20 protein-coding genes are annotated in these 26,295 nt (G+C 63.6%); 11 read left to right on the top strand and 9 right to left on the bottom strand.

Annotated features, from left to right (window positions below; genetic code table 11):
• Window positions 1-90: 90 nt before the first annotated feature.
• The 9 genes from hrpA to tsaB all read left to right on the top strand — a co-directional run bounded on the left by hrpA (window position 91) and on the right by tsaB (window position 16,376).
• Entirely contained in the window at window positions 91-4,119 is a 4,029-nt protein-coding gene (hrpA, locus tag ACZ6WW_RS20550) for an ATP-dependent RNA helicase HrpA (RefSeq protein WP_465275858.1), read from the top strand.
• 34 nt (window positions 4,120-4,153) lie between these two features.
• A complete protein-coding gene (locus tag ACZ6WW_RS20555) occupies window positions 4,154-6,295 on the top strand; it encodes a RelA/SpoT family protein (protein WP_465275859.1) in 2,142 nt (713 codons plus the stop codon).
• A gap of 125 nt (window positions 6,296-6,420) precedes the next feature.
• On the top strand, window positions 6,421-8,133 hold the full coding sequence (locus tag ACZ6WW_RS20560) for a hypothetical protein (RefSeq protein WP_465275860.1): 1,713 nt from the start codon (window positions 6,421-6,423) through the stop codon (window positions 8,131-8,133).
• 7 nt (window positions 8,134-8,140) lie between these two features.
• Window positions 8,141-8,986: an NAD-dependent epimerase/dehydratase family protein gene (locus ACZ6WW_RS20565; RefSeq protein ID WP_281850132.1), complete on the top strand. Its 846-nt coding sequence runs from the start codon at window positions 8,141-8,143 to the stop codon at window positions 8,984-8,986.
• Between the two features lie 133 nt (window positions 8,987-9,119).
• The gene (mrcB, locus tag ACZ6WW_RS20570) at window positions 9,120-11,447 is read left to right on the top strand and encodes a penicillin-binding protein 1B (protein ID WP_465275861.1); all 2,328 of its coding nucleotides are present in this window, start codon (window positions 9,120-9,122) and stop codon (window positions 11,445-11,447) included.
• Window positions 11,448-11,451: 4 nt separating this feature from the next.
• A complete protein-coding gene (locus tag ACZ6WW_RS20575; protein WP_281850130.1) occupies window positions 11,452-11,970 on the top strand; it encodes a tetratricopeptide repeat protein in 519 nt (172 codons plus the stop codon).
• A 316-nt stretch (window positions 11,971-12,286) separates the two neighbouring features.
• Complete coding sequence (locus ACZ6WW_RS20580; protein ID WP_465275862.1) at window positions 12,287-14,236, top strand: ATP-dependent DNA helicase; 1,950 nt, start codon at window positions 12,287-12,289, stop codon at window positions 14,234-14,236.
• 101 nt (window positions 14,237-14,337) lie between these two features.
• Window positions 14,338-15,690, top strand: a complete 1,353-nt coding sequence (gene creD, locus ACZ6WW_RS20585; protein ID WP_465275863.1) for a cell envelope integrity protein CreD — start codon at window positions 14,338-14,340, stop codon at window positions 15,688-15,690.
• Window positions 15,687-16,376, top strand: a complete 690-nt coding sequence (gene tsaB, locus ACZ6WW_RS20590; protein ID WP_465275864.1) for a tRNA (adenosine(37)-N6)-threonylcarbamoyltransferase complex dimerization subunit type 1 TsaB — start codon at window positions 15,687-15,689, stop codon at window positions 16,374-16,376. Before creD ends, tsaB begins: the two co-directional genes overlap by 4 nt.
• Window positions 16,377-16,382: 6 nt before the next feature.
• Here the strand turns inward: tsaB and ACZ6WW_RS20595 are convergent, their stop codons facing one another.
• Entirely contained in the window at window positions 16,383-17,405 is a 1,023-nt protein-coding gene (locus ACZ6WW_RS20595) for a YeiH family protein (protein ID WP_465275865.1), read from the bottom strand.
• A gap of 88 nt (window positions 17,406-17,493) precedes the next feature.
• On the opposite strand from ACZ6WW_RS20595, the gene ACZ6WW_RS20600 reads away from it, so the two are divergent.
• A complete protein-coding gene (locus tag ACZ6WW_RS20600) occupies window positions 17,494-18,372 on the top strand; it encodes a LysR family transcriptional regulator (protein WP_465275866.1) in 879 nt (292 codons plus the stop codon).
• Between the two features lie 90 nt (window positions 18,373-18,462).
• Here ACZ6WW_RS20600 and ACZ6WW_RS20605 read toward each other — a convergent pair whose 3' ends face one another.
• The gene (locus ACZ6WW_RS20605) at window positions 18,463-18,939 is read right to left on the bottom strand and encodes a nuclear transport factor 2 family protein (protein WP_465275867.1); all 477 of its coding nucleotides are present in this window, start codon (window positions 18,937-18,939) and stop codon (window positions 18,463-18,465) included.
• A gap of 75 nt (window positions 18,940-19,014) precedes the next feature.
• Here ACZ6WW_RS20605 and ACZ6WW_RS20610 point away from each other — a divergent pair, with 75 nt between their 5' ends.
• The gene (locus ACZ6WW_RS20610) at window positions 19,015-19,596 is read left to right on the top strand and encodes a TetR/AcrR family transcriptional regulator (RefSeq protein ID WP_465275868.1); all 582 of its coding nucleotides are present in this window, start codon (window positions 19,015-19,017) and stop codon (window positions 19,594-19,596) included.
• Here ACZ6WW_RS20610 and ptsP read toward each other — a convergent pair.
• The 7 genes from ptsP to ACZ6WW_RS20645 all read right to left on the bottom strand — a co-directional run bounded on the left by ptsP (window position 19,577) and on the right by ACZ6WW_RS20645 (window position 26,212).
• Complete coding sequence (ptsP, locus tag ACZ6WW_RS20615) at window positions 19,577-21,358, bottom strand: phosphoenolpyruvate--protein phosphotransferase (protein ID WP_465275869.1); 1,782 nt, start codon at window positions 21,356-21,358, stop codon at window positions 19,577-19,579. The genes ACZ6WW_RS20610 and ptsP overlap by 20 nt on opposite strands.
• Before the next feature lie 127 nt (window positions 21,359-21,485).
• Entirely contained in the window at window positions 21,486-21,755 is a 270-nt protein-coding gene (locus ACZ6WW_RS20620; protein ID WP_281850121.1) for an HPr family phosphocarrier protein, read from the bottom strand.
• Window positions 21,748-22,140 carry a PTS sugar transporter subunit IIA gene (locus ACZ6WW_RS20625; RefSeq protein ID WP_281850120.1) on the bottom strand — a complete coding sequence of 131 codons (393 nt, stop codon included), beginning with the start codon at window positions 22,138-22,140 and terminating at the stop codon, window positions 21,748-21,750. The genes ACZ6WW_RS20620 and ACZ6WW_RS20625 overlap by 8 nt, the downstream gene beginning before the upstream one ends.
• A 49-nt stretch (window positions 22,141-22,189) precedes the next feature.
• Complete coding sequence (gene rapZ / locus ACZ6WW_RS20630) at window positions 22,190-23,092, bottom strand: RNase adapter RapZ (protein WP_281850119.1); 903 nt, start codon at window positions 23,090-23,092, stop codon at window positions 22,190-22,192.
• Window positions 23,093-23,104: 12 nt separating this feature from the next.
• Window positions 23,105-24,055 (bottom strand): HPr(Ser) kinase/phosphatase, encoded by a 951-nt coding sequence (gene hprK, locus ACZ6WW_RS20635; RefSeq protein WP_465275870.1) that lies wholly within the window; start codon window positions 24,053-24,055, stop codon window positions 23,105-23,107.
• 210 nt (window positions 24,056-24,265) lie between these two features.
• A complete protein-coding gene (hpf, locus tag ACZ6WW_RS20640) occupies window positions 24,266-24,589 on the bottom strand; it encodes a ribosome hibernation-promoting factor, HPF/YfiA family (RefSeq protein ID WP_281850118.1) in 324 nt (107 codons plus the stop codon).
• A gap of 147 nt (window positions 24,590-24,736) precedes the next feature.
• Window positions 24,737-26,212 (bottom strand): RNA polymerase factor sigma-54, encoded by a 1,476-nt coding sequence (locus tag ACZ6WW_RS20645; RefSeq protein ID WP_465275871.1) that lies wholly within the window; start codon window positions 26,210-26,212, stop codon window positions 24,737-24,739.
• Between the last annotated feature and the right edge of the window lie 83 nt (window positions 26,213-26,295).

The following is a 26,295-nucleotide window of genomic DNA, read 5'->3' on the forward strand; positions in this document are numbered from 1 at the left end:
TTCTGTTTTAGAGCTTAGCGGCCGCAGTTGTTAGGAAGAAATGAAAGTTGCCGATCTCGCCGATAGGCTCCGGCTATCATATGCGGCTCGATGAATACCCCATCCGCCAACGCATCCCTCCACCACGATCGCCTGCGCAGCTTGCGCAAGGCGCTCGACGGCGTCAGCAGCCGCGATTTCGGCCGCCTGCTCGGTCGCTGGCGTGGTCAGCAACGCCAGCCCGACGAAAGAAAGCTCGAGGCGCTCGCTGCCGACATCGAAGCCTCCGCGGCCAAACGCCGCGCCCGTGTCGCGGCCAAGCCAGCGATTCGCCTGGACGAATCGCTGCCGATCACCGCGCGCGCCGATGAAATCGTCAAGCTGATCCGCGAGCATCAGGTCGTGGTGATCGCCGGCGAGACCGGCTCGGGCAAGACCACCCAGCTGCCCAAGCTGTGCCTGGCGGCAGGGCGCGGTGAGGCCGGCATGATCGGCTGTACCCAGCCGCGCCGGCTGGCGGCTCGCTCGGTGGCGCGCCGTGTCGCCGAAGAACTGGCCACCCCCTTGGGCGACAAGGTCGGCTTCCAGGTGCGTTTCAACGATCAGGTCTCCGAGCAGAGCCTGATCAAGTTCATGACCGACGGTATTCTGCTGGCCGAGACCCAGGGCGATCCCTGGTTGTCGGCCTATGACACGATCATCATCGACGAGGCGCACGAACGCAGCCTCAATATCGATTTCCTGCTCGGCTATCTGAAGCGGCTGATCGTCAAGCGGCCGGAGCTGAAGATCATCGTGACGTCCGCCACGATCGACACCGGGCGCTTTGCCGAACATTTCGGCGGTGCGCCGGTAGTGTCGGTGGAAGGCCGTGCTTATCCGGTCGAGGTTCGCTGGCGCAGCATCGATGACATCAATGCACGTCGAGGTCAGAAGGCCGGCGACATGCAGCAGGGCGGTGCGGAACATCTCGCCGCCGTGCTCGACGAAATCAGCCACGACGATCCGCGTGGCGATGTGCTGGTGTTCCTTCCGGGCGAACGCGAAATTCGCGACGCGCATCTGTTGCTTTCGCGACGCCAGTATCGCGAAACCGAAATCATGCCACTGTACGCACGCTTGTCGGCCGCCGACCAGGACCGCGTATTCAAGCCGGGCAACAAGCGACGCGTGGTCTTGACCACCAACGTGGCCGAGACATCGTTGACCGTGCCGCGCATCCGCTACGTGATCGACAGCGGCCAGGCGCGCGTCAAGCGCTACAGCCAGCGCAGCCAGCTGGAGCGCCTGCATGTAGAGCCGATTTCCCAGGCAGCAGCGGACCAGCGCAAGGGCCGTTGCGGTCGCGTCGGTCCGGGCATCTGTTTTCGCCTTTACGACGAGGCCGACTACAACAGCCGCGCCGCCTATACCGATCCGGAGCTGCTGCGCTCATCCCTGGCCAATGTCATTTTGCGCATGCTGTCGCTGCAGCTGGGCGAGGTCGATGAGTTTCCGTTCCTGGAAGCGCCCGATCCGCGCGTGATTGCCGACGGTTATCGTCGTCTGGCCGAAATTTCCGCGATCGACGACAAGCGTCACTTGACCGCGATCGGCCGCACCCTGGCGCGCCTGCCGATCGACGTCCAGCTGGCGCGTATGCTGGTCGAAGCGCAGCAGCGCGCTAGCCTGCGCGAGCTGCTGACGATCGTGTCTTTCCTGAGCATCCAGGATCCGCGCGAGCGGCCGGCAGATGCACGCCAGCAAGCCGATGCAGCGCACGCGCTGTTTGCCGATCCGAAATCGGATTTCGTCGGCGTGCTGAATCTGTGGCGCGAATACACCAAGGCCCATGAAGACCTGACGCAGTCGAAACTGCGTGACTGGTGTTCTCGCCATTTCCTCAGTTTCATGCGCATGCGCGAGTGGCGCGAGTTGCATCGGCAGCTGTTGTTGGTCACTCAGGAGCTGGGTTGGAGTCTGGCCGCGAAAACGCCCTCGCAGGAACGGGTGCAGCAGGCTCCATCGCCATCACGCGAGCAAACCGGGCGTCGTCGCAAGCCTGCGGATAAACCGCAACCGGCGGCTCCGGCAGAAAAAACGGTTGCGCGTGACGAAGGCGAAGCCTTGTACGAATCGGTCCACCGCAGCCTGCTTGCCGGTCTGCCGACCCAGGTGGGACACAAGGACGAAAAGGGCGTTTACCGCAGCACGCGCGAACGCCGTTTCCAGGTGTTCCCCGGATCGGCGCTTTCCAAGGTGCCGCCTGCCTGGGTCTTTGCCGCGCAGATTCTCGATGTCGGCGGCCGCGTATGGGGCATGATGTGCGCCCGCATCGAACCGTTGTGGATCGAACAGCAAGCCGAACATCTGTTGCGTAGCAGTTGCCGCGAGGCACACTGGTCGCGCAAGCGCGGCACCGTGGTTGCCTACGAGCAGGTCAGCTTGTTCGGCCTGATCCTGGTCGAGCGTCGCCCGGTGACCTTCCAGAAGCAGGATCCCGCACTGGCGCACCAGATTTTCCTGCGCGAGGCGCTGGCACGCTGCGATATCGATACGCGCACCGATTTCATTCGCGCCAATCAGCGGGTGCTGGAGGACGCACAAGGCATCGAGGCGAAGCAGCGCCGCGAAGGCCTGATCCGTCACGAGGACGACCTGACCGCGTTCTTCGAGGGCAAGCTGCCTGAAGAAGTGGCCAGCAGCCGCGCGCTCGACGCGTGGTATCGGCAGGCGCGTCCGGTTGAGCAGGCGGCATTGCGCTGGTCGCTGGACGATGTGTTGGTCGGCGGTACGGGACTCGATCCCAAGGCGTTTCCGGCAAGTCTGGATATCCCGCCACAGCGCTATCGCCTGGAATACCGTTTCATGCCCGGCGACGAAGCCGATGGCGTGACGCTGCATCTGCCGTTGGCCATGTTGAACGCGCTGCCGACGGCGCGCTGCCAGTGGCTAGTGCCCGGCTTGCTGGGTGAGAAAGTCGCCGAGCTGATTCGCGGCCTGCCCAAGGCATTACGGCGCAACTTCGTGCCCGCGCCGGATTTTGCGCGTGCCTTCATCGAAGCCGAAAGCCCGCGTGACGAGTCGCTGACCAAGGCGTTGGCCGCTTTCCTCAAGCGCGCCACCGGCGTCGATATCGACGCCAGTGAATTTGCCGGCATCGAGCTGCCGCGGCATTTCCTGATGCGTTATCGCCTGTTCGATGGCGATGACAAGAACGGTCGCGGCCAGACGCTGGCGACTAGCCGCGATCTCGCCGAGCTTCGTGCGCAATGGGAAGGACGTGCACGCGAAGCGTTCTCGCGCAAGACGGATATCGAGCTGACGCGCGAGGAAGTCACCGGTTGGGATTTCGACGAGATCCCTGCACAGGTGCGTTCCGATGGCGGCCTGATGGCCTTCCCAGCACTGGTCGATCTGGGCGAGACGGTGGCCTTGCGCGTCTTCGAGCGTGCCGACGAAGCTCGAGAGGCCCATCGTGGCGGCGTCGTGCGTCTGCTGCGCAACGCGATCGCGAGCGATATCAAGCAGGCCCGTCGCCGCTTGCCGGTAGGCAATGCGATGGCCTTGAAGTATGCCCCGCTGGGCGGGGTGGACGGTTTGCGCGAAGACTTGGTCGAAGGCGGCTTTACCGACCTGCTGGAACGCCACAACCTGGATGTGCGAACCGCAGCGGCATTCGAGACCTTGCATACGCAGATGGCGCGCGAGGTATTCGCCGCAGCGGTCGAGCGCCTGAAACTGGCCGAGCCCATCGTCGATGCGCAAGCGGATTTGAAGCCCTGGCTCGAACCGCCGCTGATGGGTTTTGCGCGCGCCAGCTACGACGATCTGCGCGAGCAGTTCGACGCCCTGCTGACTCCTGGATTCCTGCGCGACCTGTCGACCTCCCGGCTGGCGCATTTCCCGCGTTATCTGAAAGCTATGCGTCTGCGCGCCGAGCGGCTGCGGCAGGATCCGACCAAGGACCAGCAGCGCATGCTGCAGGTGCTGCCGTACTGGCGCCAGTATCTGCAGCTGCGCGCCGAAGGTGTCGGCCCGCTCGATGAGCTGCGCTGGCTGATCGAGGAATGGCGCGTATCGCTGTTCGCGCAGGAGCTGAAAACCGCCGAGCCGGTCTCGGCCAAGCGGCTGGCCAGGGCGGTCGAAGCGCTCGGTTAAGCGTTTCGGCCGCCTTAGCCGCTAAAATAGCGGCATGGCCCAAGCTGCTGACCTTTCCGCTTCCGACCGCTTCGCCGCCTGGCGTGCGCGGGAGCTCCCGCGCGTGCTGGCCGATGCGTTCGAAGCGTGCGAGCACAAGGCCATTGCGATGGCCGAATGCGTCGATGTGCTCGATCTGCTGGGCATGCTCGGCTGCGATGCGCAGACGCAGGCTGCCGCGTTGTGGTTCGAGCTAAGCGAAGTAGACCCGGACGCCTGGGCGGCGCACAAGGCGAAGCTGCCGGTGGAAATGCAGAAGCTTGTCGCCGGCCAGGCCGCCGCCGGACAGGTCTGGGCGTTGCATGCGCAGCGTGCGCCCGGCAGCGGTAGCGAGGGCTTGCGTCGTCTGCTGCTGGCGATCATTCGCGACGTACGCGTAGTGTTCATCCTGCTGGCGCGCCAGCTCGCCAAGCTGCGCGCGGCCAGCGCCCTGCCCGAAGAGCAACGCCGTCTGCTGGCGCAGCTGACCACGGACATCCATTCGCCGCTCGCCAACCGGCTCGGTATCTGGCAGTTGAAGTGGGAGCTGGAGGATCTTTCCTTCCGCTATCTGCAGCCGGACACCTATCGGCGCATCGCCAAGCTGCTGGACGAGCGTCGCGCGGATCGCGAGAGTTTCATCGCCGAGTCGCTGTCCGTGCTTCGCCTGGCGCTGGAATCGGCCGGCGTGCGTGCCGATCTTGCCGGGCGGCCCAAGCACATCTACTCGATCTGGAAAAAGATGCAGCGCAAGTCGCTGGACTTTTCCGATCTCTACGACATCCGCGCGGTGCGCGTGCTGGTCGACAGCGTGGCCGACTGCTATGCCGCGCTTGGCGTCGTGCACACGTTGTGGCCGCACCTGCCGGGCGAATTCGACGACTACATCGCGCGGCCCAAGGGCAACGACTACCGTTCGCTGCACACCGCGGTGATCGGGCCGCATGGCAAGACGCTGGAAGTACAGATCCGCACGTTCGAGATGCATCGCATCAACGAGCTCGGCGTGGCGGCACATTGGCGCTACAAGGAGGGTGGCAGCGGCGACAGCGAGTTCGAAGCGAAGATCGCCTGGATGCGTCGCCTGCTCGAACCACGCGGCGAGAGCGAAAGCGATAGCGAACTGGCCGCCGGCCTGCAGACCGAACTGCTCGAAGACCGTGTCTATGTGCTGACGCCGCGTGGCGAAGTGGTGGACTTGCCGCGCGGCGCGACCGTGCTGGATTTCGCCTATCACGTGCACACGGAAGTCGGTCACCGTTGCCGTGGCGCCAAGGTCAACGGTCGCATCGTGCCGCTGACGTTCCAGCCGCAAAGCGGCGACCGCATCGAGATTCTCACTGCCAAGCTGGCCGAGCCGAGTCGCGACTGGCTATCGGTGCATCACGGCTATCTGCACACCTCGCGTGCGCGCGAAAAGGTGCGCGTGTGGTTCCGCCGTGTGGCGCAGGAGGCCAACCTGGCCGTCGGGCGCAGCATGCTCGAGCGCGAACTGCGCCGTATGGCGGTGTCTTCGTCCGATCTGTCGAAGTTGCCGGCGCATTTTCATCTGAAGAACCATGACGAGCTGCTGATCGCCTTGGCGCTGGGCGAGATCAACCCGGGCCAGATCACGCGGTTCCTGCAGGAGGCCGCCGCGCCGCCGGCCGAAGAGGTGACGCAGTCCTCGCTGCCGGTTACTTCGCGCCACGCCACCATCGAGCACAGCGCGCTCAGCATCGAGGGTGTCGGCAATCTGCTCACCACGCTGGCGCGGTGCTGCCAGCCGCTGCCGGGCGATCCGGTCAAGGGCTTTATCACCCGCGGTCGCGGCGTCTCGGTGCACCGCGCCGATTGCATCAGCCTGGCGCGCCTGGCAAGGCGCGATCCGGATCGGGTGATCGACGTCGAGTGGGGCAGGGTGGCCGCACGGGCCTACGAGGTCGACATCGAGCTGCATGGCTACGATCGCAAGGGTTTGCAGAAAGACGTCACCGCCCTGATCAGCAACTTCGGCACTCACATCATTGCCTCCTCCAGCCGGGTCTTTACCCGGACCGGCGAGGTCGAGATGCGCTTTACCTTGCGCGTACGCGATTTCGAGCAGCTATCGATCCTGCTCGGCCGTCTGACCGCACTGCCCAACGTGGTAGACGCGCGCCGCGTGGGCGGCAAGTAGCCCGACGAAGGTGTCGGCCGCGGCCCGGCGGGCCTTTCTGGCGGTTGAACCGCGCGCCGGTCCGAGCCGGTGGCGTTCATGGCGCGATGTTAAGCTTTCGCCCGTTGCCTTGAGGCTATCTATCTATGAGCGGACGCAAAGATCAGCATGACCAGGGTGGTCGCACCGAGCCACGCCTGGGCAATCTGGACGGTTGGGACAAGCCGCAGGTGCAGGCGCCGCGCGACGAGCTGCCGCATTTCGGCGTCGACCCCGATCGCCGCCGCCATGGCGCGCCGCCGCCGCGTGCGCCCAAGTCGAGCAAGCGTGGCTGGCTGCTGCCGGTCCTGCTGCTGGTGGTCATCGGCGTGGTCGCTTTTGCCTGGGTCGAGCAGGACCGCTTGCGCGGGCTGGTGCCCAGCACCGAACTCAACGACGTACTTGGCCGCGCCGATCAGGCGCTGCATGACGGCCATCTGGACGGCAATGATGGCAAGAGCGCGCGCGAGCTGTACGAGGCCGCACGCGCACTCGAGCCGGACAATGATCGCGCTCGCGATGGTTTGCGTCAGGTCGGTCAGGCTGAGATCGCCCGCGCCGATGCGGCCGTACGCGACGGCAAGCTCGATGAGGCCGCGCTGGCCTTGAACGCTGCACGCGAACTGCTTGGTGGCGGCGCCGATGTCGAGCGGCTGGATCAGCAGATCAGCAAGGCGCGCAGCGCCAATGTGCAGCCGGATGGCTTGATCGAACGTGCGCAGCAGGCACTGGCCGATGGCCGTCTGGATGGCGACGACGGCGCTGGCAATCTGTATCGGCAGGTGTTGGCGATCGATCCGAATAACGCGATCGCCCTGCACGGCATGGATAAGGTTGCCGACGGCCTGGCCGCGCAGGTACGCAAGGCACTCGATGCGGGTGACCGCAACGCCGCGGCAGCGATCGTCGACAAGCTGGCCGTGCTCCTGCCCAATTACGGCGAGCTGCCGTCGTTGCGTGCCGCCCTGGTGCAGGCGCAGAAACAGGACAGCGGCGAGCTGGCCGACGACCTCAAGCAAGGTCAGGATGCGTTGCGTGCCGGTCGGATCGATGGCGACGGCGAAGACACCGCGTTGGCGTATTTCAAGTCGGCACTGACGATCGACCCGGACAATGCCGAAGCCAAGGCCGGGCTCGGACAGGTCGCGCAAGCCTTGATCGTGCAGGCCAACGCAGCGATCGATGCGAACGACAGCGCACACGCCACACAACTGTTGGATCGTGCCGCATCGTTTGCGCCCAAGTCGGCCGACCTTGCTGCTGCACGCGCTCGTCTGGGCGATTTGAACAGACGCGCCACCGCCAATACCAATCTCACCGCCACGGCCGCCGGCGAAGACGGCGATGTGGGACAGGCGTCGCCGGCGCAACTGACACCGCAGCAGAGCGCGCAGATCGCACGCATGCTGCAGAACGCAGATATCGCCGCCAAGCGCGGCCAGATCATGTTGCCGCCGGGCGACAGTGCCTACGATCTGTATCGCGGCGCGCTGGCCATCGACGGCAACAACGAAGCCGCACGACGTGGGCTGCAGGAGCTGCCGAACCTGGTGTCGCGCCAGTTCAACCAGGCCATGTCCAACGGCAATCTGGTGCAGGCCGAAGGTTTCCTCGGCGACCTTTCCGATCTGGCGCCGGGCGATGCCGGCCAGGATCAGCTGCGTCAGCGTCTGGCCGGTGCCTGGATGGATCAGGCCGAACAACAGCTCGGGCGCGGCGATCGTCCCGGTGCTGCGCAATCGCTCAACCACGCCAACAAGCTGGCGACGGGCAACGCAAGGCTGCAGCAATTGCAGGCACGTTTGTCGGCAGGGCGGTGAGGTCGGCATGACGGTGGTGGTGTTTGGCGGTAGCGGCCAGATCGGCCGCTTTTTGCTACCGAGCCTGTTGGCTCGTGGCGAACAAGTAGTTGCGTTCAGTCGTAACGAGCAGCCACCGATCGAAGGCGTACGCTGGCTGCATGGGCACGTGGCCGTTGCGTCGCTGCCGGAAGGACCGATCAGCGCCATCATCAGCATGGGCCCGTTGGTCGGTTTCGACGAATGGCTGGGCAGGGTCGATCTGCGTTCGCGACCGCGTGTGATTGCCACCAGCTCGATGAGCGCGCAGACCAAGCTCGATTCGGAACTGCGCAGCGAGCGCGAGCTGGCGCAAAGCCTGCGTGACAGCGAAGCGCGGCTAGCGCGTGTCTGCGAACGTAACGGTTGTGCCTGGACGGTGTTGCGGCCGACCATGATCTATGGCGTCGGCATGGACAAGAGTCTGACGCCGATCGCACGACGCGCGATGCGCACCCGAGTGTTTCCCCTGCTCGCTGGGAAGGGATTGCGTCAGCCGGTACACGCCGAAGATATCTCGCTGGCCATCATCGCTGCACTCGATCATCGCGAAGCCTCTGGCTATGTGCTGCCGATCGGCGGTGGCGAACGCCTGAGCGTGCACGACATGTTCGCGCGCATTCGCAGCAGCCTTCCCGGCTGGACCTTGCCCTTGCCGGTCCCGATGCGGGTGTTGCGCGTGTTGCGCTATATGGTGCATAGCGTTCGCGGTGCCCTGTCGCGTTTCCAGGTGGATCTGGTGGCCGACAACAGTGAGCTGGAGCGTCGCCTCGGCGTGCGGCCACGGCCGTTCCGGCCCGATCCGACCTGCTGGGGATATGACAAGAAAAGCTAGCCCAGGGTCTTGATAGCAGCGTTTCGCCCTCTCATGCCCGCAAATAGTCACGAATCCCGGCCCGGCGTTCAGACGCCCGCCGGCCAGCAGGCCCTATGATCCCTGACACTTTGCAGCTAGGGATCTCCCCGCGTTGGCCTTTCTGAACCGACTTTCCTCGTTCGCTCGCGCCTGCTGGCCCTGGATACGCATTCCATTCTGGGTCTGCATGGGGCTTTTGTTCGGCTTCGTCCTGCCGTACACGGTCATCCTCAACAAGCGCGTCCAGGATCGCTTCAACGACCTGGTTTTCGCCGTGCCGACGCGTGTCTACGCGCGCCCCTTGCCGTTGGCGGCCAACACGCCGATGACGCCGGCCGCGCTGGAGCTGGAGCTGACCTTCGCCGGCTATACCCGCGATGAGCGCGGTGACGTCGCCGGCAGCTGGACCAAGGACGGCTCCGCCTACGTGATCGATTCGCGTGGCTATGCCGGCCCCGACGGCGGTGAGTTGCCGCGACGCGTTCGCGTCGTCTTCGGCAAGGGCCAGATCCTGTCGGTCAAGGATCTGGCCAGCGGCAAGCCGGTCGATAGCGCGCATCTTGATCCGGCACGCATTGCCACGCTGTATGGCGCGTCGCAGGAAGAGCGCCGCATCGTGCGCCTCGCCGATGTGCCGCCGCTGTTGCTCAGTGGCTTGCAGGCGGTCGAGGATCGCGACTTCAAGCATCATTTCGGTATCGATCTGTCGGCGATCCTGCGCGCGAGTTTTGCCAATCTACGCGCCGGGCATACGGTACAGGGCGGCTCGACGCTGACCCAGCAGCTGGTGCGCAATCTGTTCCTCGATCGCGATCAGAACTTCACGCGCAAGTTCAACGAAGCGCTGATGTCGATCCTGATCGAAGCGCATTACGACAAGAGCCGCATTCTCGAGGCCTACGTCAACCAGGTCTTCCTTGGTCAGCAAGGCGGGCAGGCGGTGCATGGTTTTGCCGCTGCGTCGGAATTCTATTTCGGTCGCCGCATGGAAGACCTGCGTCCGCAGGAAGTGGCCTTGCTGGTGGGCATGGTCAAGGGGCCGAGCTACTACGATCCGCGTCGCTATCCCGATCATGCGCTGTCGCGCCGCAACCTGGTGCTGCAACAGTTCGTCGATACGGGCTTGTTGACCGCCGAGCAGGGCAAGGCAGCGCAAGCGACGCCGTTGGGGCTGGCCAGCGCGGGGCAGTTGCCGCATAACCGCTTCCCTGCCTTCATGCAGCTAGTGCGTGCGCAGATCACCAGCGATTTCGACGACGACACGTTGAGCGCCGGCAATCTGAGCATCTTCACCACGCTCGATCCGGCCGCACAGCTCTATGCCGAACAGGCCATCACTGCCACCGCCAAGGCATTGGGCAAGCGCGGTGACGCGGCGCAGGCGGCCGGTGTGGTGACCGATGCACAAACCGGCAATGTGCTGGCGATCGTCGGCTCGAAGGAGCCGGGCGATCAGGGCTTCAATCGCGCCATCGATGCGCGTCGCCCGATCGGTTCGTTGATGAAGCCGTTCGTGTATCTGGTCGCACTGACCGATCCGTCGCGCTGGAATCTTTCGACCCTGATCGACGATTCGCCGGTGGCGATGCGTCAGCCCGACGGCACGATGTGGACGCCGCAGAACGACGAACACGATGTCCATGGCCTGGTGCCGATGGTCGATGGCCTGATTCATTCGTGGAACCTGGCGACCATCCATCTGGGCATGGATGTCGGCGTGCCCCGTATCAAAGCTTTCCTGGAGTCGTTCGGCCTGCAGGACGTGAACCCGAGCCCCTCGTTGCTGCTGGGTGCGCAGGATCTGTCGCCGCTGCAAGTCGCGCAGCTCTACCAATACATCGCCACCGATGGCCATGCGCTGCCGTTGCTCGCGGTGCGTGGCGTGGTCGACGGCGACGGTCGCACCATCAAGCGTTATGAAGTGAAGGGCGGCAAGGGCGAATACCAGGACGCCGTGCGACTGACGACCTGGGCGATGCAGCAGGTGGTGCGTTCGGGCACGGCAGCGGCGATCGGCAATTCCAGCCTCGGTGTGCTCAACGCAGCAGGCAAGACCGGTACCAGCAACGATCAGCGCGATAGCTGGTTCGCCGGCTTCACCGGTGATCATCTGGCGGTGTTCTGGATGGGCCGCGACGACAACAAGCCGAGCGGCCTGTACGGCGCCACCGGCAGCCTGCGCGTGTGGCAGGAACTGTTCCGTAAGCTGCCGACGCGGCCGTTGCCGGCGGCGGTGGGTGAAAACCTGGAGCTGGCCTGGATCAATCCGCAGGAAGGCAAGCGCACCGACCCTTCCTGCCAGGGCGCACGACAATTTGCGGTGATTGCCGGTACGCTGGCCGCCAACACGGAAGGCTGCTTCTGGCAACATGTCGAGAATCTGTTCGGCGGCGGTCAGGATCAGCCCGCCCCGGCCTCCACTGCGCCCGCACGAGATTGACCTCATGTCTTTACTGAAACATGTCCCACTGGCTCTCGCCGCACTGCTGCTTGCAGCCTGCGCCACGCCCGAGCCACCCGCGCCGCCGGCCCCGCAGGTGCGTGCCGATAGTTTGATCATTGCGTCGATCAAGGCCGCCGGCGACAAGGAAAAGTCGATCATCGACGTCAATCCCTTGCGCGAACCCGGCGTGACCTCGCTGCAGGACGGTGCCAGCGCCGATGTGCTTGCCGGTCGCTATGCCGACGCGGCGACCAAGCTCGATCAGGCGATCAAACTCAGCCCCGACTCGCCGGACTTGTTGCAGGACCGTGCCGAAGTGGCGATCCGATTGCATGATTACGCCGGTGCCGAAAAGCTCGCCCACCACTCGTGGGAGCTGGGCCCGCGCCTGGGGCCGCTGTGCGCACGCAACTGGCAGACCATCGTCGAGCTGCGCGATCGTGCGGGCGACCAGGCCGCTGCCGCCAGCGCGCGCAAGTGGGTTCAGAAGTGCCATGTCGAGGGTGTGCCGCGTTATTGATGGCGTAGTGCACGCTTGGAGGTATTTGTAGGAGCGACTTCAGTCGCGACCGGCTCGTGACTTAGTAGCAAGCCACGCCAAACAACCTCTCCGTCATTCCGGCGCAGGCCGGAATCCAGTGGCGTCAGCGCTGGGTTTTCGCGAAAGCATCTGAACACGCTCGCGAAAACTGATAACTGGAGCCACTGGATCCCGGCCTACGCCGGGATGACGATGAAAACTGAGGTTCTTCAAGGTTCCTTGAAGTTGCTGCTCAGTTCATGCCAATGGCAGGCGCCACATTAGCGGCCACCCCCAAATCGGCGATACTAGCCCGATGACCGACCCGGATATCTCCGCACTGCTCGGTGCGGACGGCCCCTTCGCCCGCGACTTGCCGAACTTCCTGCCGCGCGAAGCGCAGCAGGTGATGGCGCGGGCGGTGCAGCACGCCATCGCCGAGCGCGACATCCTGATCGCCGAGGCGGGCACCGGTACCGGCAAGACCTATGCGTATCTCGTGCCGGCCTTGCTGTCGGGCGATCGCGTGATCGTATCGACCGGCACCAAGGCATTGCAGGACCAGCTGTATTTTCGCGATCTGCCGCGTGTGCATTCGGTGTTGGGAACCCACCTGAAAACTGCGCTGCTCAAAGGGCGTTCCAATTATCTGTGCCTGTATCGGCTGGATCAGACCGTGCGCGAAGGTGCCACCTTCGATCGCACGCAGGCCTCGCAGCTCGCATCGATACGTGCCTGGTCCGCACGCACACGGCGCGGCGATCGGATGGAGCTGGCCGAAGTCCCCGAGGAATCGTCGCTGTGGCCTCGCGTAACGTCCACACCGGAAAACTGCCTGGGCGTGGAGTGTCCGTTCTATGACGACTGCCACGTGATCAAGGCACGCAGGGATGCGCAGGAAGCGGACATCGTGGTGGTCAATCATCATCTGCTGTTTGCCGATCTTGCCTTGAAGCAGGAAGGCTTCGGCGAAATTCTGCCCGGTGCGCAGGCTTTTATCCTGGATGAGGCGCATCAGATTCCCGAGCTGGCCGGACAGTTCTTCTCGCAGAGCATCAGCGCGCGTCAGTTGACCGAATTGGCGCAGGACAGCTTGAACGAATGCAACGGCATCACCGGTGCGATCGGTGCCGTGCTCGAACCGGTCGAAGCGGTGCAGGATGCCGTGCGCAGATTGCGCCTGACACTCGATCCGTTACCGCAACGTGGCCCGTTTCATTTACTCGAAAGCCACGTCAATGTGCGTGAGGCGATGCGCGACGTGCGCGAGTTGATCGCGGCGCTGGCCGACGTGCTGGCGTCCCAGGCCGAACGCTCGCGCGGCTTTGCCAACGTCTACGAGCGTGCCTCCGTGCTAAGCGAGCGTTTCGACCGTATCGCCGAAGGCGATGGCGAACAGGACGTGCGCTGGTACGAGCAGTTTCCGCGCGGTTTTGCGCTGCATGCCACGCCGCTGGATCTTGCCGCACCGCTGCGCGGTTTGCGTGAGCGTACCCAGGCGGCATGGATCCATACCTCAGCCACGCTTTCGGTCGCTGGTGACTTCGGACATTTCGCGCGCCAGCTCGGCCTGGACGATCCACAGACGCTGAGCCTGGAAAGTCCGTTCGATTATCGCGAGCAGGCGCTGTGTTATCTCCCGCCGGGCTTGCCCGATCCGGCTGCACGCGATTACACCGAACGCGTCATCGATGCGGTTATGCCGGTGCTGGAGGCATCGAACGGCCGCGCGTTCCTGCTGTTCACCTCGCATCGTGCCCTGCGGCGCGCGGCGGATCTATTGCGCGAACGCGTACCGTGGCCGTTGTTCGTCCAGGGTGATGCACCGCGCCACCGTCTGCTGGAAGAGTTTCGCGCCAGCGGTCATGGCGTGTTGCTCGGTGCGGCGAGTTTCTGGGAAGGCGTCGACGTGCAGGGTGAGGCGCTCTCGGTCGTCGTGATCGACAAGCTGCCGTTTGCGGCGCCGGACGATCCGGTCTTGCAGGCACGTCTGGAAGCGCTCGAACAATCAGGTATCAATCCCTTTATGGGCTGGCAGGTGCCCAGCGCGGTCATCGCGCTCAAGCAGGGTGCTGGGCGCTTGATTCGCGACGTGCGTGATCGCGGCGTGCTGGTGCTGTGCGATCCGCGCCTTACCGGCAAAGGCTACGGCAAGCTTTTTCTGGCCAGCCTGCCGCCGATGCCACGTACGCGCGAGGTTGCCGATGTGCAGGCGTTTTTTGCCCGTACTCCCTCGCCTCAGTTCGACGAGAACGCAGCGTCATAACTTTGCCCCTTGTCGCGCCGCGCGCTGCCAGGGCAGGCCCGGCTGGCGACGGATGGGCGTGATGTCATGCGATCGTTTCCAACAAGGAATGGGGTCGCATCGTGAAAAGCTGGTTTCATACCGTTACTGCCAAGGTCCTGGGTGTCGGGCTGCTGGCATTGTTGATGCTGATCCCGCTCGGCCAGGTGCAGACTCTGGTGACCGAGCGACAAGCACTGCGAGAAACGGCAGTCACCCAGATCGCTCAGGGGTGGGGTGGTCGCCAAGTGCTCGGTGGGTTGTTGCTGGCGGTGCCAGGACAACGTACGGCGCTGTTGGCGGACAACCAGACGACGCGCACGATCGCCACTACCGACGCCGTGCTGCCCGATACATTGAAGACCGACGTGACGATGCAGGTACAGACACGCAGCTATGGCATTTATGCCGCGCCGGTCTACCTCTCGTCCGTACACATCAGCGGACGCTTCTCGCCGGAGGATCTGCTCAAGGCGCGCCAGGCCAGTGCGTCGCAGTGGCAGCCTGGCAAGGCGGAGGTGCGGCTGCTCCTGAGCGATCTGCGTGGGCTGCGTGACGCCAGCGATCTGCGCATCAACGGCAAGCCCGCACGTTTTGCTTCATCGGCCGAGCGTATGAGCGACCTGTCCAGCGTGGTCGTGCCGATCGATCTCGATGCGCTGGGCGATCAGCCGATCGAATTCGAGTTGCAGCTTCAATTGGCAGGTACCGAGTCGCTGCAGGTGCTTCCGCTGGGGCGCAATAGCGACCTGACGATACATGCCCCATGGGGCGATCCGAGCTTTATCGGCGCCGCGTTGCCGGTGGAGCGCGAAGTGTCGACAAAGAACTTCAGCGCGCATTGGCACGCTTCCGATCTCAATCGCAGCTATGGTCAGCATTGGGAATACAGCGACGCCGGCGTGGGGCAGGCCATGAGTGCCTCGGCGTTCGGTGTGCAGCTGTATCAACCGGTGGATATCTATCAACGCAATGAGCGCGCGGTGAAATATGGCCTGCTGTTTATCGGCATGACCTTCGTGGTGTTCTTTCTGTTCGAAGTGCTGAAGCGACTACGCGTGCACCCGGTGCAGTACTTGTTGATCGGTGCGGCGCTGGCGACCTTCTATGTGGTGCTGCTGGCGCTGTCCGAGCAGATTGGTTTTGCGCTGGCGTACGCCTTGGCCGCTGTAGCCGTGGTTGTCATTGTCGGTGGCTATGCTGCCGCGGTGCTACGTGCACGGCGTGCCGGCCTGTTGCTCGGCGGCGCGTTGGCGCTGGTTTATACCTTGCTCTATGGGCTGATTGCCGCCGAGCAATACGCCCTGTTGGTCGGCGCCTTCGCCCTGCTTGCCGCGGTCGCCTTGATGATGTATTTGACCCGTCGCATCGACTGGTACGCCTACGCGCCGATTTCCGCCGCACGCCCCGATCCGGCTACCATGGAAACGCTATGAACCTGCTTGCCATCGAAACCGCCACCGAAGCCTGTTCCGTCGCCCTCGTGCACGGGGATCAAATCATCGCGCGCAGCGAGCTGGCACCGCGGCGACATGCCGAGCTGGTGTTGCCAATGGCCGACGCCCTGCTGGCCGAGGCCGGCCTGGGGCGCCATGCGCTCGACGCGATCGCGGTCGGTCGCGGTCCGGGTGCGTTTACCGGCGTACGCCTGGGCGTATCGCTGGCGCAGGGCATGGCGCTGGCGCTGGACTGCCCGGTGATTACAGTGTCCTCGCTGGCGGCCCTGGCGCTGGAGGCCGAGCATGACGATGCAGCTATTCTCGCGGTGATCGATGCCCGCATGGGCGAGATTTATGCGGCCTGTTATCGCAGCGATGGGCAAGGTGGCCTGGTATCGCTCGATACGGAGCGTGTCGGCACCGCCGATACGCTCAGCCTGCCTGAAGCGGCATCGTGGCAGGTCGTGGGAAGCGGTTGGGCAACGTATGAGGCCGTATTGCGCGAGCGTTTGCCTTCGGCGCCCGTATGGGCCGATGGTGCGCGTTATCCGCAGGCGCGTCACGTGGCGGAGCTTGCCGTACGCGAGTTTCAGGCCGGCCATGCGCATGCGCCTGAGCTCGCTTTGCCGGTCTATCTGCGCGACAAGGTAGCGCTGACCCTGGTCGAACAGGGCCGCGCGTAAGGCTTCTTACAGCTGGCCGATGACCAACTGTACCAGCAGGCTGCTGATCGACACGGCAGCCCACACACCCAGGCCGAGCAGGATCGGACGCAGTCCGGTCGATGCCATCTTGCGCAGGTTCGCCGACAAGCCGATTGCGGTCAGCGCGACGATGATCAGGAACTCGGCCAGCACGTGAATCGCCGGCAGGATCGTCGCGGGCACCAGGCCAGCCGTGCGGATCGCCGAGGCGACCAGGAACCACAGGATGAACCAGGGAAAGATGCGGCGCAGGCTGAAGTCGGTGCTGCCCTTTTTCTTTTCGCGCCAGGCCACCGCAAAAGCCAGCACCAGGCACACCGGGATGATCAACGTGGCACGCGTCAGCTTGACGATCGTGGCGTAGTCGCCCGCTTCCTTGCTGAAGCTGTAACCGGCGGCGACGACCGACGACGTATCGTTGATCGCGGTACCTGCCCAAAGGCCGAAGCCCAGGTCGGACAGGTGCAGCAGGTGGCCGAGCAGGGGAAACAGCAGCACGGCGACCAGGTTGAACAGGAAAATCGTCGAGATCGCGAAGGCCGTATCGTGCTCGTCCGGCTTGATGATCGGCGTCACCGCCGCAATCGCCGAGCCGCCACAAATGGCCGTACCCACACCGATCAGGATCTTCAGCTTGTCGCGCACTTTGAGCGCGCGACCCAGACCCCAGGCGGTGAGAAAGGCCACGGTCATCGTCACCAGGGTCACCGACAGCGATTCCAGCCCGGTCTTGGCCACCTGGTTGAGGCTCAAGCCGAAGCCGAGCGCAATGATCGACCATTGCAGGATCTGCTTGCCGGCGAACTGGATGCCCGGCGTGAATTGCGCCCCTGGCGCGACCAGATTACGGATCAGGATCCCCAGCACGATCCCGAACACCGGGCCGCCGACCAACGGCATCAGTCGGCCTAGTCCCAGGGCGACGAGGGCGACAACGATGGCGAGAATAAGTCCCGGCATACGCTGGCCGAGATTGGGAAGGGGAAGTGACGCTGCGGGGGCTGACATGGGGGATTCCTTGGGGGCGCGGCCATTGTCCTGCGCGGCACTTATCAAGAAAACTTGGAATTACTGATAGATGGCATAAGATAAGCTTATGCTTCATATCAGCCCGCGCCAGCTCGAAGTCTTCGTACAGACCGCCTTGCACGGCAGCCTGCGCGCCGCCGCCGATGCGCTGCATCTCACCCAGCCCGCAGCGAGCATGGCGCTGGCCGAGCTGGAGCGTCTGCTTGGATCTCCCGTGTTTGCTCGTGAGCGAGGGCGCTTGCATCTCAATGCGCGTGGACGGGAGCTGCTGCCCTTGGCACAGGAACTGCTGGAGCGTCATGCCGAGTTCGGCCGGCGTAGTGGTCATGAAGCCACGTTGGGCGGCGAATTACGTATTGGCGCGAGCAATACGGTGGGCAACTACCGCGTCGGCGAGTTGTTGGGCGATTTCGTACGCAAGCATCCACAGGTTGCCGTACGTTTGCGGGTGGCCAACACCGATGCGATTGCGCATGCATTGCTGGAACACGCGCTGGATATCGGCTGTGTCGAGGGTCCGGTGGCACACCCATCATTGGAACTGCGTCCATGGCGCGACGACGATCTTGTCGTCTGTGCGCCACCTGACCATCCACTCGCCCGCAAACGCCGCTTGCTACCCGCCGACTTTGCCGGTGCGCGCTGGGTATTGCGCGAACCCGGCTCGGCAACCCGTGTCACCAGCGAACGCGCACTGGCGCAGTTGCCGCCGGGCGAAACGGTGTTGGAGCTCGATCAGACCGAAGCGATCAAGCAAAGCGTCGTTGCGGGTTTGGGCATCGCGTGCCTGCCGAAGGTTGCAGTGGTCGATGCGGTAGCGGCGGGGCGGTTGAAAGTATTGAAGACACCGTTCCTGGACCTGCACCGGAAACTGTCGTTGTTGTTGCATAAGGGGAAGTATCGCGGGGCGCTATTGGAGGCATTTCTGGCGTCGGTTGATCGGTGAGGTTTTAGAGCGGTGCAGGAAAGTATTTCGTGAGTACCCGGCCCGCTCTCCCCTGGCTCTGCCGGGGGAGAGGGTAGGGGTGAGGGGGCTCTAGAACCCCAATTCACTCAACCCCACATGCTCATCCGGCCGCCGCCCCTGCGCCCAATGAAACTTCCGCTCCTCAGCCTTGATCGGCTGATCATTGATGCTCGCATGGCGAAACTTCATCAGCCCGTCCGCGTCGAACTCCCAGTTCTCGTTGCCATAGCTGCGATACCACTGCCCCGAATCGTCATGCCACTCATAGGCAAATCGCACCGCAATCCGGTTGCCGGCAAAGGCCCACAGTTCCTTGATCAGCCGATAGTCCAGTTCCTTATTCCATTTGCGCTCGAGAAACGCACGCACCGCCTCGCGGCCATCGACGAATTCAGCGCGGTTGCGCCAATGCGTATCGGTCGTATAGACCAGGGACACCCGCTCGGGATCGCGGCTGTTCCAGGCGTCTTCGGCAAGTCGCACTTTCTGTTTGGCGGTTTCTTCGGTGAATGGCGGCACAGGTGGCTTGGTGGTCATGGCGGGCATCCATAAGGGTGGGTAGACAGATTTGTCTACATGACAAGGCTAGCTAATGTAGACAGACCTGTCTACTATCCAGGCATGGTAACCCAGACCCAAGTTTCCGCCGCCCGCGACCGCATCCTCACGACCGCCCACGACCTGTTCTACAGCGAAGGGGTGCGTGCGACCGGCATCGATCGGGTGATTGCCGAGTCGGGCGTGACGAAAGTGACGTTCTATCGACACTTTCCCAGCAAGAACGATCTGGTTCGCGCGTTTCTCGACTATCGTCACGAGCGCTGGATGAACTGGTTTGTAGATGCCTTGGCCAGGTATGGAGCGGGCGAGGGCAAGATTGCAGCCGCGGTCATCGCCGCCATGCAGGAATGGTTCGAGTCCAGTACGTTTCGCGGCTGCGCTTTCATCAACAGTGTGGTGGAGTTGGGCGGCAGCCTGCCCGATGTGCTGGAGGTCTCACGAGGGCACAAGCAGTCGATGGTCGATGCGATAGCCCGGTATCTGCCGCCTGCCTCGCGCCGCGCGGGTGACGCCGTCGCAATCGCCGTGGCGATCGACGGCGCGATCATTCGTGCTCAGTACGACGAAACATCCAAAGCGGCGCTCAAGGCGCTGAAGAAGCTATTGGCTGCATTTACGCCGGTCACAGCACCGGCGCGTTGACACTGATCGGTTCGCTGCACACGGCTTGCGAGGCAAGCATGATCTTGCCAAGCATCTCGGCCACTTCTTCGTGCGAACGCGCGCGTATCAGCTTCGGCGCATGCTTGCGCAGCATATGGAAATCCAGCGATGCGATGCGATCGCGTACCAGCAGCAACTGGCCCGGATGCATGCTGAATTCGCACAAGCCCAACGCCAGCAGCATCGCCGTGAAGTTCACATCGCCGCCGATTTCGCCACACAGGCTGACCGGCTTCCTGGCGCGTCGGCCGGCGGTGAGCACGTGCGAGATCAGTCGCAGCAGGGCCGGCTGCAAGGGGTTGTAGATATTTTCCAGCGCGTCGTTACCGCGGTCGGCGGCGAGCACGTACTGCGCCAAGTCGTTGGTACCGATCGCAAGAAAGTCGGCATGTTCGAGCAGCTCGCGCACGTTGATGGCCGCGGCGGGCACTTCGATCATGGCGCCAAGCGAGAGCTTCTCCGGCAGATCGATGTTCTCGCGCTTCAGCTCCTGGCGGGCGAGCTTGAACAGCGTACGTACGGCGATCAGTTCGTCCGGCTGGGTCACCATGGGGACCAGCACGCGGACCGGGCCATAGCATGCCGCACGCAGGATCGCGCGAATCTGCGTGGTGAATACGGCGGGATAGCGTAGCGACAGGCGCACACCGCGCACGCCGAGCGCGGGATTTTCTTCGCCACGGATCGCCAGTCCGGCCGCATCGGCCTTGTCGGCACCCAGATCGAGTGTGCGAATGGTGACCGGCAGGCCGCCCATGCCGAGCACGAGATCGCGATAGGCGATGAACTGCTCGTCTTCGGAGGGTAGGCCCTTGTGGCGCAAGAACAGGAATTCGGTGCGATACAGCCCCACGCCATCGGCGCCGCGTGCGCGCGCCGAGGCGATGTCGGGCGCCATTTCGGCGTTGGCGTACAGCCGGATATCTACGCCGTCGCGGGTGCGCGTGGGTGCGTTCGCCAGCGTGGCAAGACGACGGCCTGCTTGCGCGGCTTCGCGCTGCCACGCACGGTAGCGCGAGAGATCCTGCGCGGTCGGATGCACGACTGCTTCACCCCGCTCGCTGTCGAGCAGGATCAGGTCATCATCGTGGATGGTCGAAAGCGCGTCGCGCACGCCGACAAGCATGGGCAGGTCGAGGCTGCGCGCGAGAATCGCGCTATGCGAATACGGGCTGCCCGAGCTGGCGACGACACCCAGCAGGCCGTTTCCGGCCAGGTGCGCCATGTCGGCCGGCGCGATCGAGTCGGCAATCAGGATTTCGCCCACGCGCGCGGCGATCTTGCGCTCTTCCACGCTGGTCTGGCGCTGCAGCGCCGAGATCACGCGGTTGATGACCTGGTCGATGTCTTCCTTGCGGCTGCGCAGGTAAGGATCGTCCATCGCCTCGAAGATGGCGGCGAGGCGATCGCGTTGTTTCTTCAGCGCCGCACCGGGACGGTAATGGCCGATGCGCACGAGGTCGTCGAGCCCGCGCAGCAACTCGGGGTCGTCCAGCAGCAAGGTATGTGCGTCGATAAACTCACTGACTTCGCGTGCCAGTGCGCCGTGCAGTTTGCCGCGCAGTTCGCGCAGCTCCAGACGCGCCGTGTCGAGCGCGCGGTGCAGCTTTTCGATTTCGCTGTCGACTTCATCTTCGCCCAGCGGGCGGGTGTCGACCAGATAACGGCTCGGCTGTACCAGTCGCGCACGACCCAATGCCATGCCTCGTGATGCGGTCGTGCCAGGCAACAGATGCCTCATGCAAGCGGTCTCGATGGTGGAAGCGGTGGGGAAGAGGGCAAGCGCGGCATCAGACAACGACAGACGGCCATCAGTTGCATGCCGAATTTTTCTTGCCTGGCGTTATCACCGTTTCCCCATTCCATCCTTACGCCCCTTCGTCGAACTTTCGATCGAACAATGCGACCACCGCCTCCAATGCATTCTGTTCGTCCGGGCCGTCGGCGCGGATCGTCAGTGGTGTACCGAGGCCGGCGGCGAGCATCATCACGCCCATGATGCTTTGTGCGTTGACTTCACGGCCTCTGCTGACCAGCCACACGGTGGATTTGAAACCCTGCACCAGTTGTACCAGTTTGGCCGAGGCGCGTGCGTGCAGGCCGAGCTTGTTCGATATAACGATGTCTTTCTCAAGCATGATCGATGAAAATCCCTCCGCGGCCACCACTCGCGGCAATTTCCGCCAGCTCGTCCAGTGGTTTTTCCGCGTAATTGAGTACGCGCAGCAGCATCGGCAGATTAAGGCCGGAGACGCAACGCAAGCGAACGCCCAGCGGGCTGAGCGACAGACCGATGTTGCACGGCGTGGCGCCATACAGGTCGGCCAGAACCAGCACCCCCTCGCCTTGATCCAGTTCGCGCGCATGCCGCTCGGTGAGCGTGCGCATGACATCCGGATCGGCCTGGCCTGGAACTTCCACGGCCTGGATGTTCAACGGCAACTTGGGCAGCACGTGGTGTGCCGCCGAGATCAACGCCTGGCCTACGGCCTCGTGCGTCATCAACATCACTCCGACGCTCATGGCCGCAGTGTCCCCTGGTGGTTTTCAATGGCGTGCATGATGGTTACTACTACTCAAGCTCGCGGTGGAAGATCAGCACGTTTTCTCGTTGCGTGCGGTAATGCGCGGCCAGTTTCTCGGCCAGATACACCGACCTGTGGCGTCCCCCGGTGCATCCGATGGAGATAGTCACATAACTGCGGTCGTCCTGCTCGAATCTCGGCAGCCAATTGTCCAGCCAGCGGCTGGTATCGGCGAAATACTCACCTACCAGCGGTTGCTGGTCCAGAAATTCGCGCACCGGTGCGTCCTTGCCTGAATAGGGACGCAGACGCGCGTCCCAGTGCGGGTTGGGCAGGCAGCGCGCGTCGAAAACAAAGTCGGCGTCCGGCGGCAGGCCACGGCGATAGGCGAACGATTCGAACATCAGGGTCAGGCCCTTGGTCGCCTCGGCGTAGCCGGTGGCGATCAGGCGGCGTAGCTGATGCACGTTGAGTTCGCTCGAATCGATGACCTTTTCGGCCAGCGAAGACAGCGGACGCAGAATCCGGCGTTCTTCGGCGATCGCATCGGCCAACGACAGGCCGCGTGCCGAAAGCGGGTGCTTGCGGCGCGTTTCCGAATAGCGCTTGATCAGGATCTCGTCGCGGCAATCGATAAAGATCAGGTGCACCTGCACGCCAGCCGATGCCAGCTCGGACATCACCTCCGGCACCTGGCGGAAATCGTCACCACGGTTGCGGATATCGATGCCGACAGCGATATGTCGGCGCTGCCCACTCTTGTCGTTCTTGATGACCGTGCGCACCAGTTCGTGCAGCAGGGCGGTGGGCAGGTTGTCGACGCAATAGAACCCCAGGTCCTCCAGCGCGCGCAGGGCGACGGTCTTGCCGCCGCCGGACATGCCGGTCAGGACGATCAGGTGGGTTTCGTCAGGTTCGATACTAGGAACCAGTTGCGGGGAATCGCTCATGAAGGTTCTCTGTTACCAGGGCGGCAACCGGCGCATCTGGTGCGCCTGGCGGTCGATGAAGGTCTGTGCCGGATCGATGCCCTTGCTCTTCAATACATGGCTGCGCACAGCCGCTTCCACAAGGACCGCCAGGTTGCGACCCGGTGCCACAGGGATGGTGATCAGCGGGACCTGCACTTCCAGGATCTCGCGGCGGCCGACGTCGCCGGTCAGGCGGGTCATGCCATCGGTGTCCTCGCCGTCTCGCAACGGCTTGAGATGCACGACCAGGCGCAGATACTTCGAGGGCTTCACCGCGGTGTGGCCGAACATCTCACGTACGTTGAGAACACCCAGGCCGCGGACCTCGAGCAGATCCTGCAGCAGTTCCGGGCAGGTGCCGTCGATGACATCCGGCGCGATCAGCGTGAATTCGGTGGCATCGTCGGCCACCAGCCGATGGCCGCGGCTGATCAGTTCCAGCGCCAGTTCGCTCTTGCCCGAGCCGGACTCGCCGGTAATCAGCACGCCGATCGAAAAAACCTCGAGAAACACCCCATGCAGGGTGATGCGTGGCGCCAGCATGCGCGCCAGGTAGTACTGCATCCAGGTCAGCAGCTCGTGGCCGCGCTTGGAGCTGATCCACAGGGGCGTATTGGTTTCTTCGGCGACTTCGCGCAGATCGGAGGGGATCGCCTGATCCTTGGTCACGATGATCGCCACCGGCTGGTAAGCGGCGATCTTGTTGATCACTTCCCAGCGCTGGCGCGAATCAAGCCCATCGAGGAAGTTGAGCTCTTCCGTGCCGATGATCTGGATCTTGTTGGGGTAAATGACGTTCAGGTAGCCGATCAGCGACGGGCGCCGGCTGATGGTGACGCCGTGTTCGAGCACGCGCGCTTCCCCACGCATGCCCGACACCCAGCGCAAGGCCATGCGTTCGTGTACGCCATCGTAGAGTTGTCGAGCGGTGAGGCGGTCCAAGCGGAGTCCCTTTGGCCGCGCGAGCGGCACCTGGCGATATTGTGCCAGTTTGGATCCGTTTGTGCCCTGCAGCACAAGGACGCGCCCCCGAAAGATACCGGGTCGCGAGGCATGGGCTGGGAGAGGACCGGGTTTTGCTCCCTCTCCCCTGGCTTGCCGGGGGAGAGGGCTGGGGTGAGGGGGCTCTTGCTCTAGCCAGCCCCCGAGAGATCAACCGTACTGCCGCTCCGCGCGTACTTCACGCTGGTGCTTGTCGCAGATCTTGTCGCGGTGTTTGCGCAATTGCGCGGTGAGCTTGTCGAACAGGACATCGATGGAGGCATACATGTCCGATTCGACGGCCTCGGCGTGGAGCACGCTGCCATTTACCGACAGATTGCCTTCGGCTTTCTGCTGCAGCTTGCTGACCGAGAGAACGATATTGAGGCTCAATATCTTTTCGTCGAGGCGGGTAAGGCGGTCGAGCTTGGCGGTAGCGTGCTCGCGCAGGGCCGGGGTGACTTCGATCTGCTGACCGCTGAGTTGGAATTGCATGTTGCGCCTCCTCATGATGCTGGCCGCGTTTCGCGGCTTGGGTTGGATGCATCCTCGGGTGTCGAGGAAACACCATCAGTCATAAGCTGGGAACATTCCTGGCGCGATCAAGTTCCCGCAAGCGCGAATTTATTTCTCACGTACCGATCAATTGGCGCGTTGGCGCTCGCTCGAACTTGGTATGCGCATGGCCTCCCGATATTTGGCAACCGTGCGACGCGCCACTTGAATGCCCTTGCGGCGCAATTCTTCGGCGATCGCCTGGTCCGATAAAGGTTTGCGTGTGTCTTCCGCGTCGACGAGTTTGCGTAGCATCGCCTGGATGGCCGTGGCCGATGCGCTGCCGCCGTCTTCGGTGGAAACACCACTGGAAAAAAAGTGCTTGAGTTCGAACGTGCCGCGCGGCGTGTGAATGTATTTGCGCGTGGTCACGCGAGAAATCGTCGATTCGTGCATGCCGACTTCTTCGGCGACTTCGCGCAGCACCAGGGGGTGCATCGCTTCGGGGCCGTAGTCGAGAAAAGCGCTCTGTCGCCGCACAATGGCTTCGGCGACCTTGAGCAAGGTTTCCGCGCGCGACTCCAGGCTCTTGATCAGCCAGCGCGCTTCTTGCAGTTGCCCGCGCATCCAACTGGCGTCTTCGCCGCGGGCCTGCGCGATCATGTTGCAATAGTGCTGGTTGAGGCCCAGGCGCGGCTGGCAATCGGGATTGAGGCTCACGCGCCAACGGCCACCGTCCTTGCGTGCGTACACGTCGGGCGCAACGTATTCGACCGGTGTCGGGTCCATCGACGCGCCAGGGCGCGGATCCAGGCTGCGGATCAGCATGGACGCGGCGGAAACCTCTTCCGGCTCGGCGCGCAGACGGCGCGCCAGCTTGCTGACGTCGTTGCGCGCGAGCAATTCGAGTTCGTTGTCGACGATGCGCAGCGCCAGTTCGATATGCGGCGTGTCGGGGTCGAACTGTTCCAGCTGCACTCGCAGGCAATCGCGCAAGTCCAGGCTTGCCACACCGGTGGGATCAAAACGCTGCAGCAGGCGGCGCACGCCGTCGACTTCGTCGAGGCTTGCCTTCAAGTCGGCGGGAATGGCGGCAGCGACGGCTTCCAGGCCTTCGCTCAGGTAACCGTCCGCATTGACCGCATCGATCAGCACCGTTGCAATGGTGCGTTGACGCGGCGTCATGTGCGTCAGATTCAGCTGCCACATCAGGTGTTCGTGCAACGTTTCCGGCGCGGCGTTTTGCGGCTCGAAGCCGTCTTCGTCGCCATTGCCGTTGTTGCGGCTGGAACTGGCGCTACCGCTGCTGGAAAAGTCGATCGGCTGATCGCCGGGGCCGTCGCTCCAGTCTGGCGCTTCGGCATCATCGCCCGGGCCGCTATCGTCGCTGCTCTTGGTGCTGGATGGCACCGGTACTTCGACCGCGTTTTCGAAGCTGCCGTCTTCGGCGTTTTCGTTGTCGGTGGATTCTTCGGAGAACTCGAGCAGCGGATTGCTCTCGGCAATCTGGCGCAGCTCGGCCTCCAGCTCCAACTGCGACAGCTGCAGCAGGCGGATAGCCTGTTGAAGTTGAGGCGTGAGCGTAAGTTGCTGATTGAGGCGAAACTGCAGTCCGGTTTTCATGCCAGCCGGGAAAAGATGAACTGGGGTCATCCTAACCCCTATAAACGGGTGCGACCATAGCCCTAGTCGCCAGGGGAGGCTAG

The organism is Dyella sp. NPDC103356 (genome assembly GCF_055584465.1).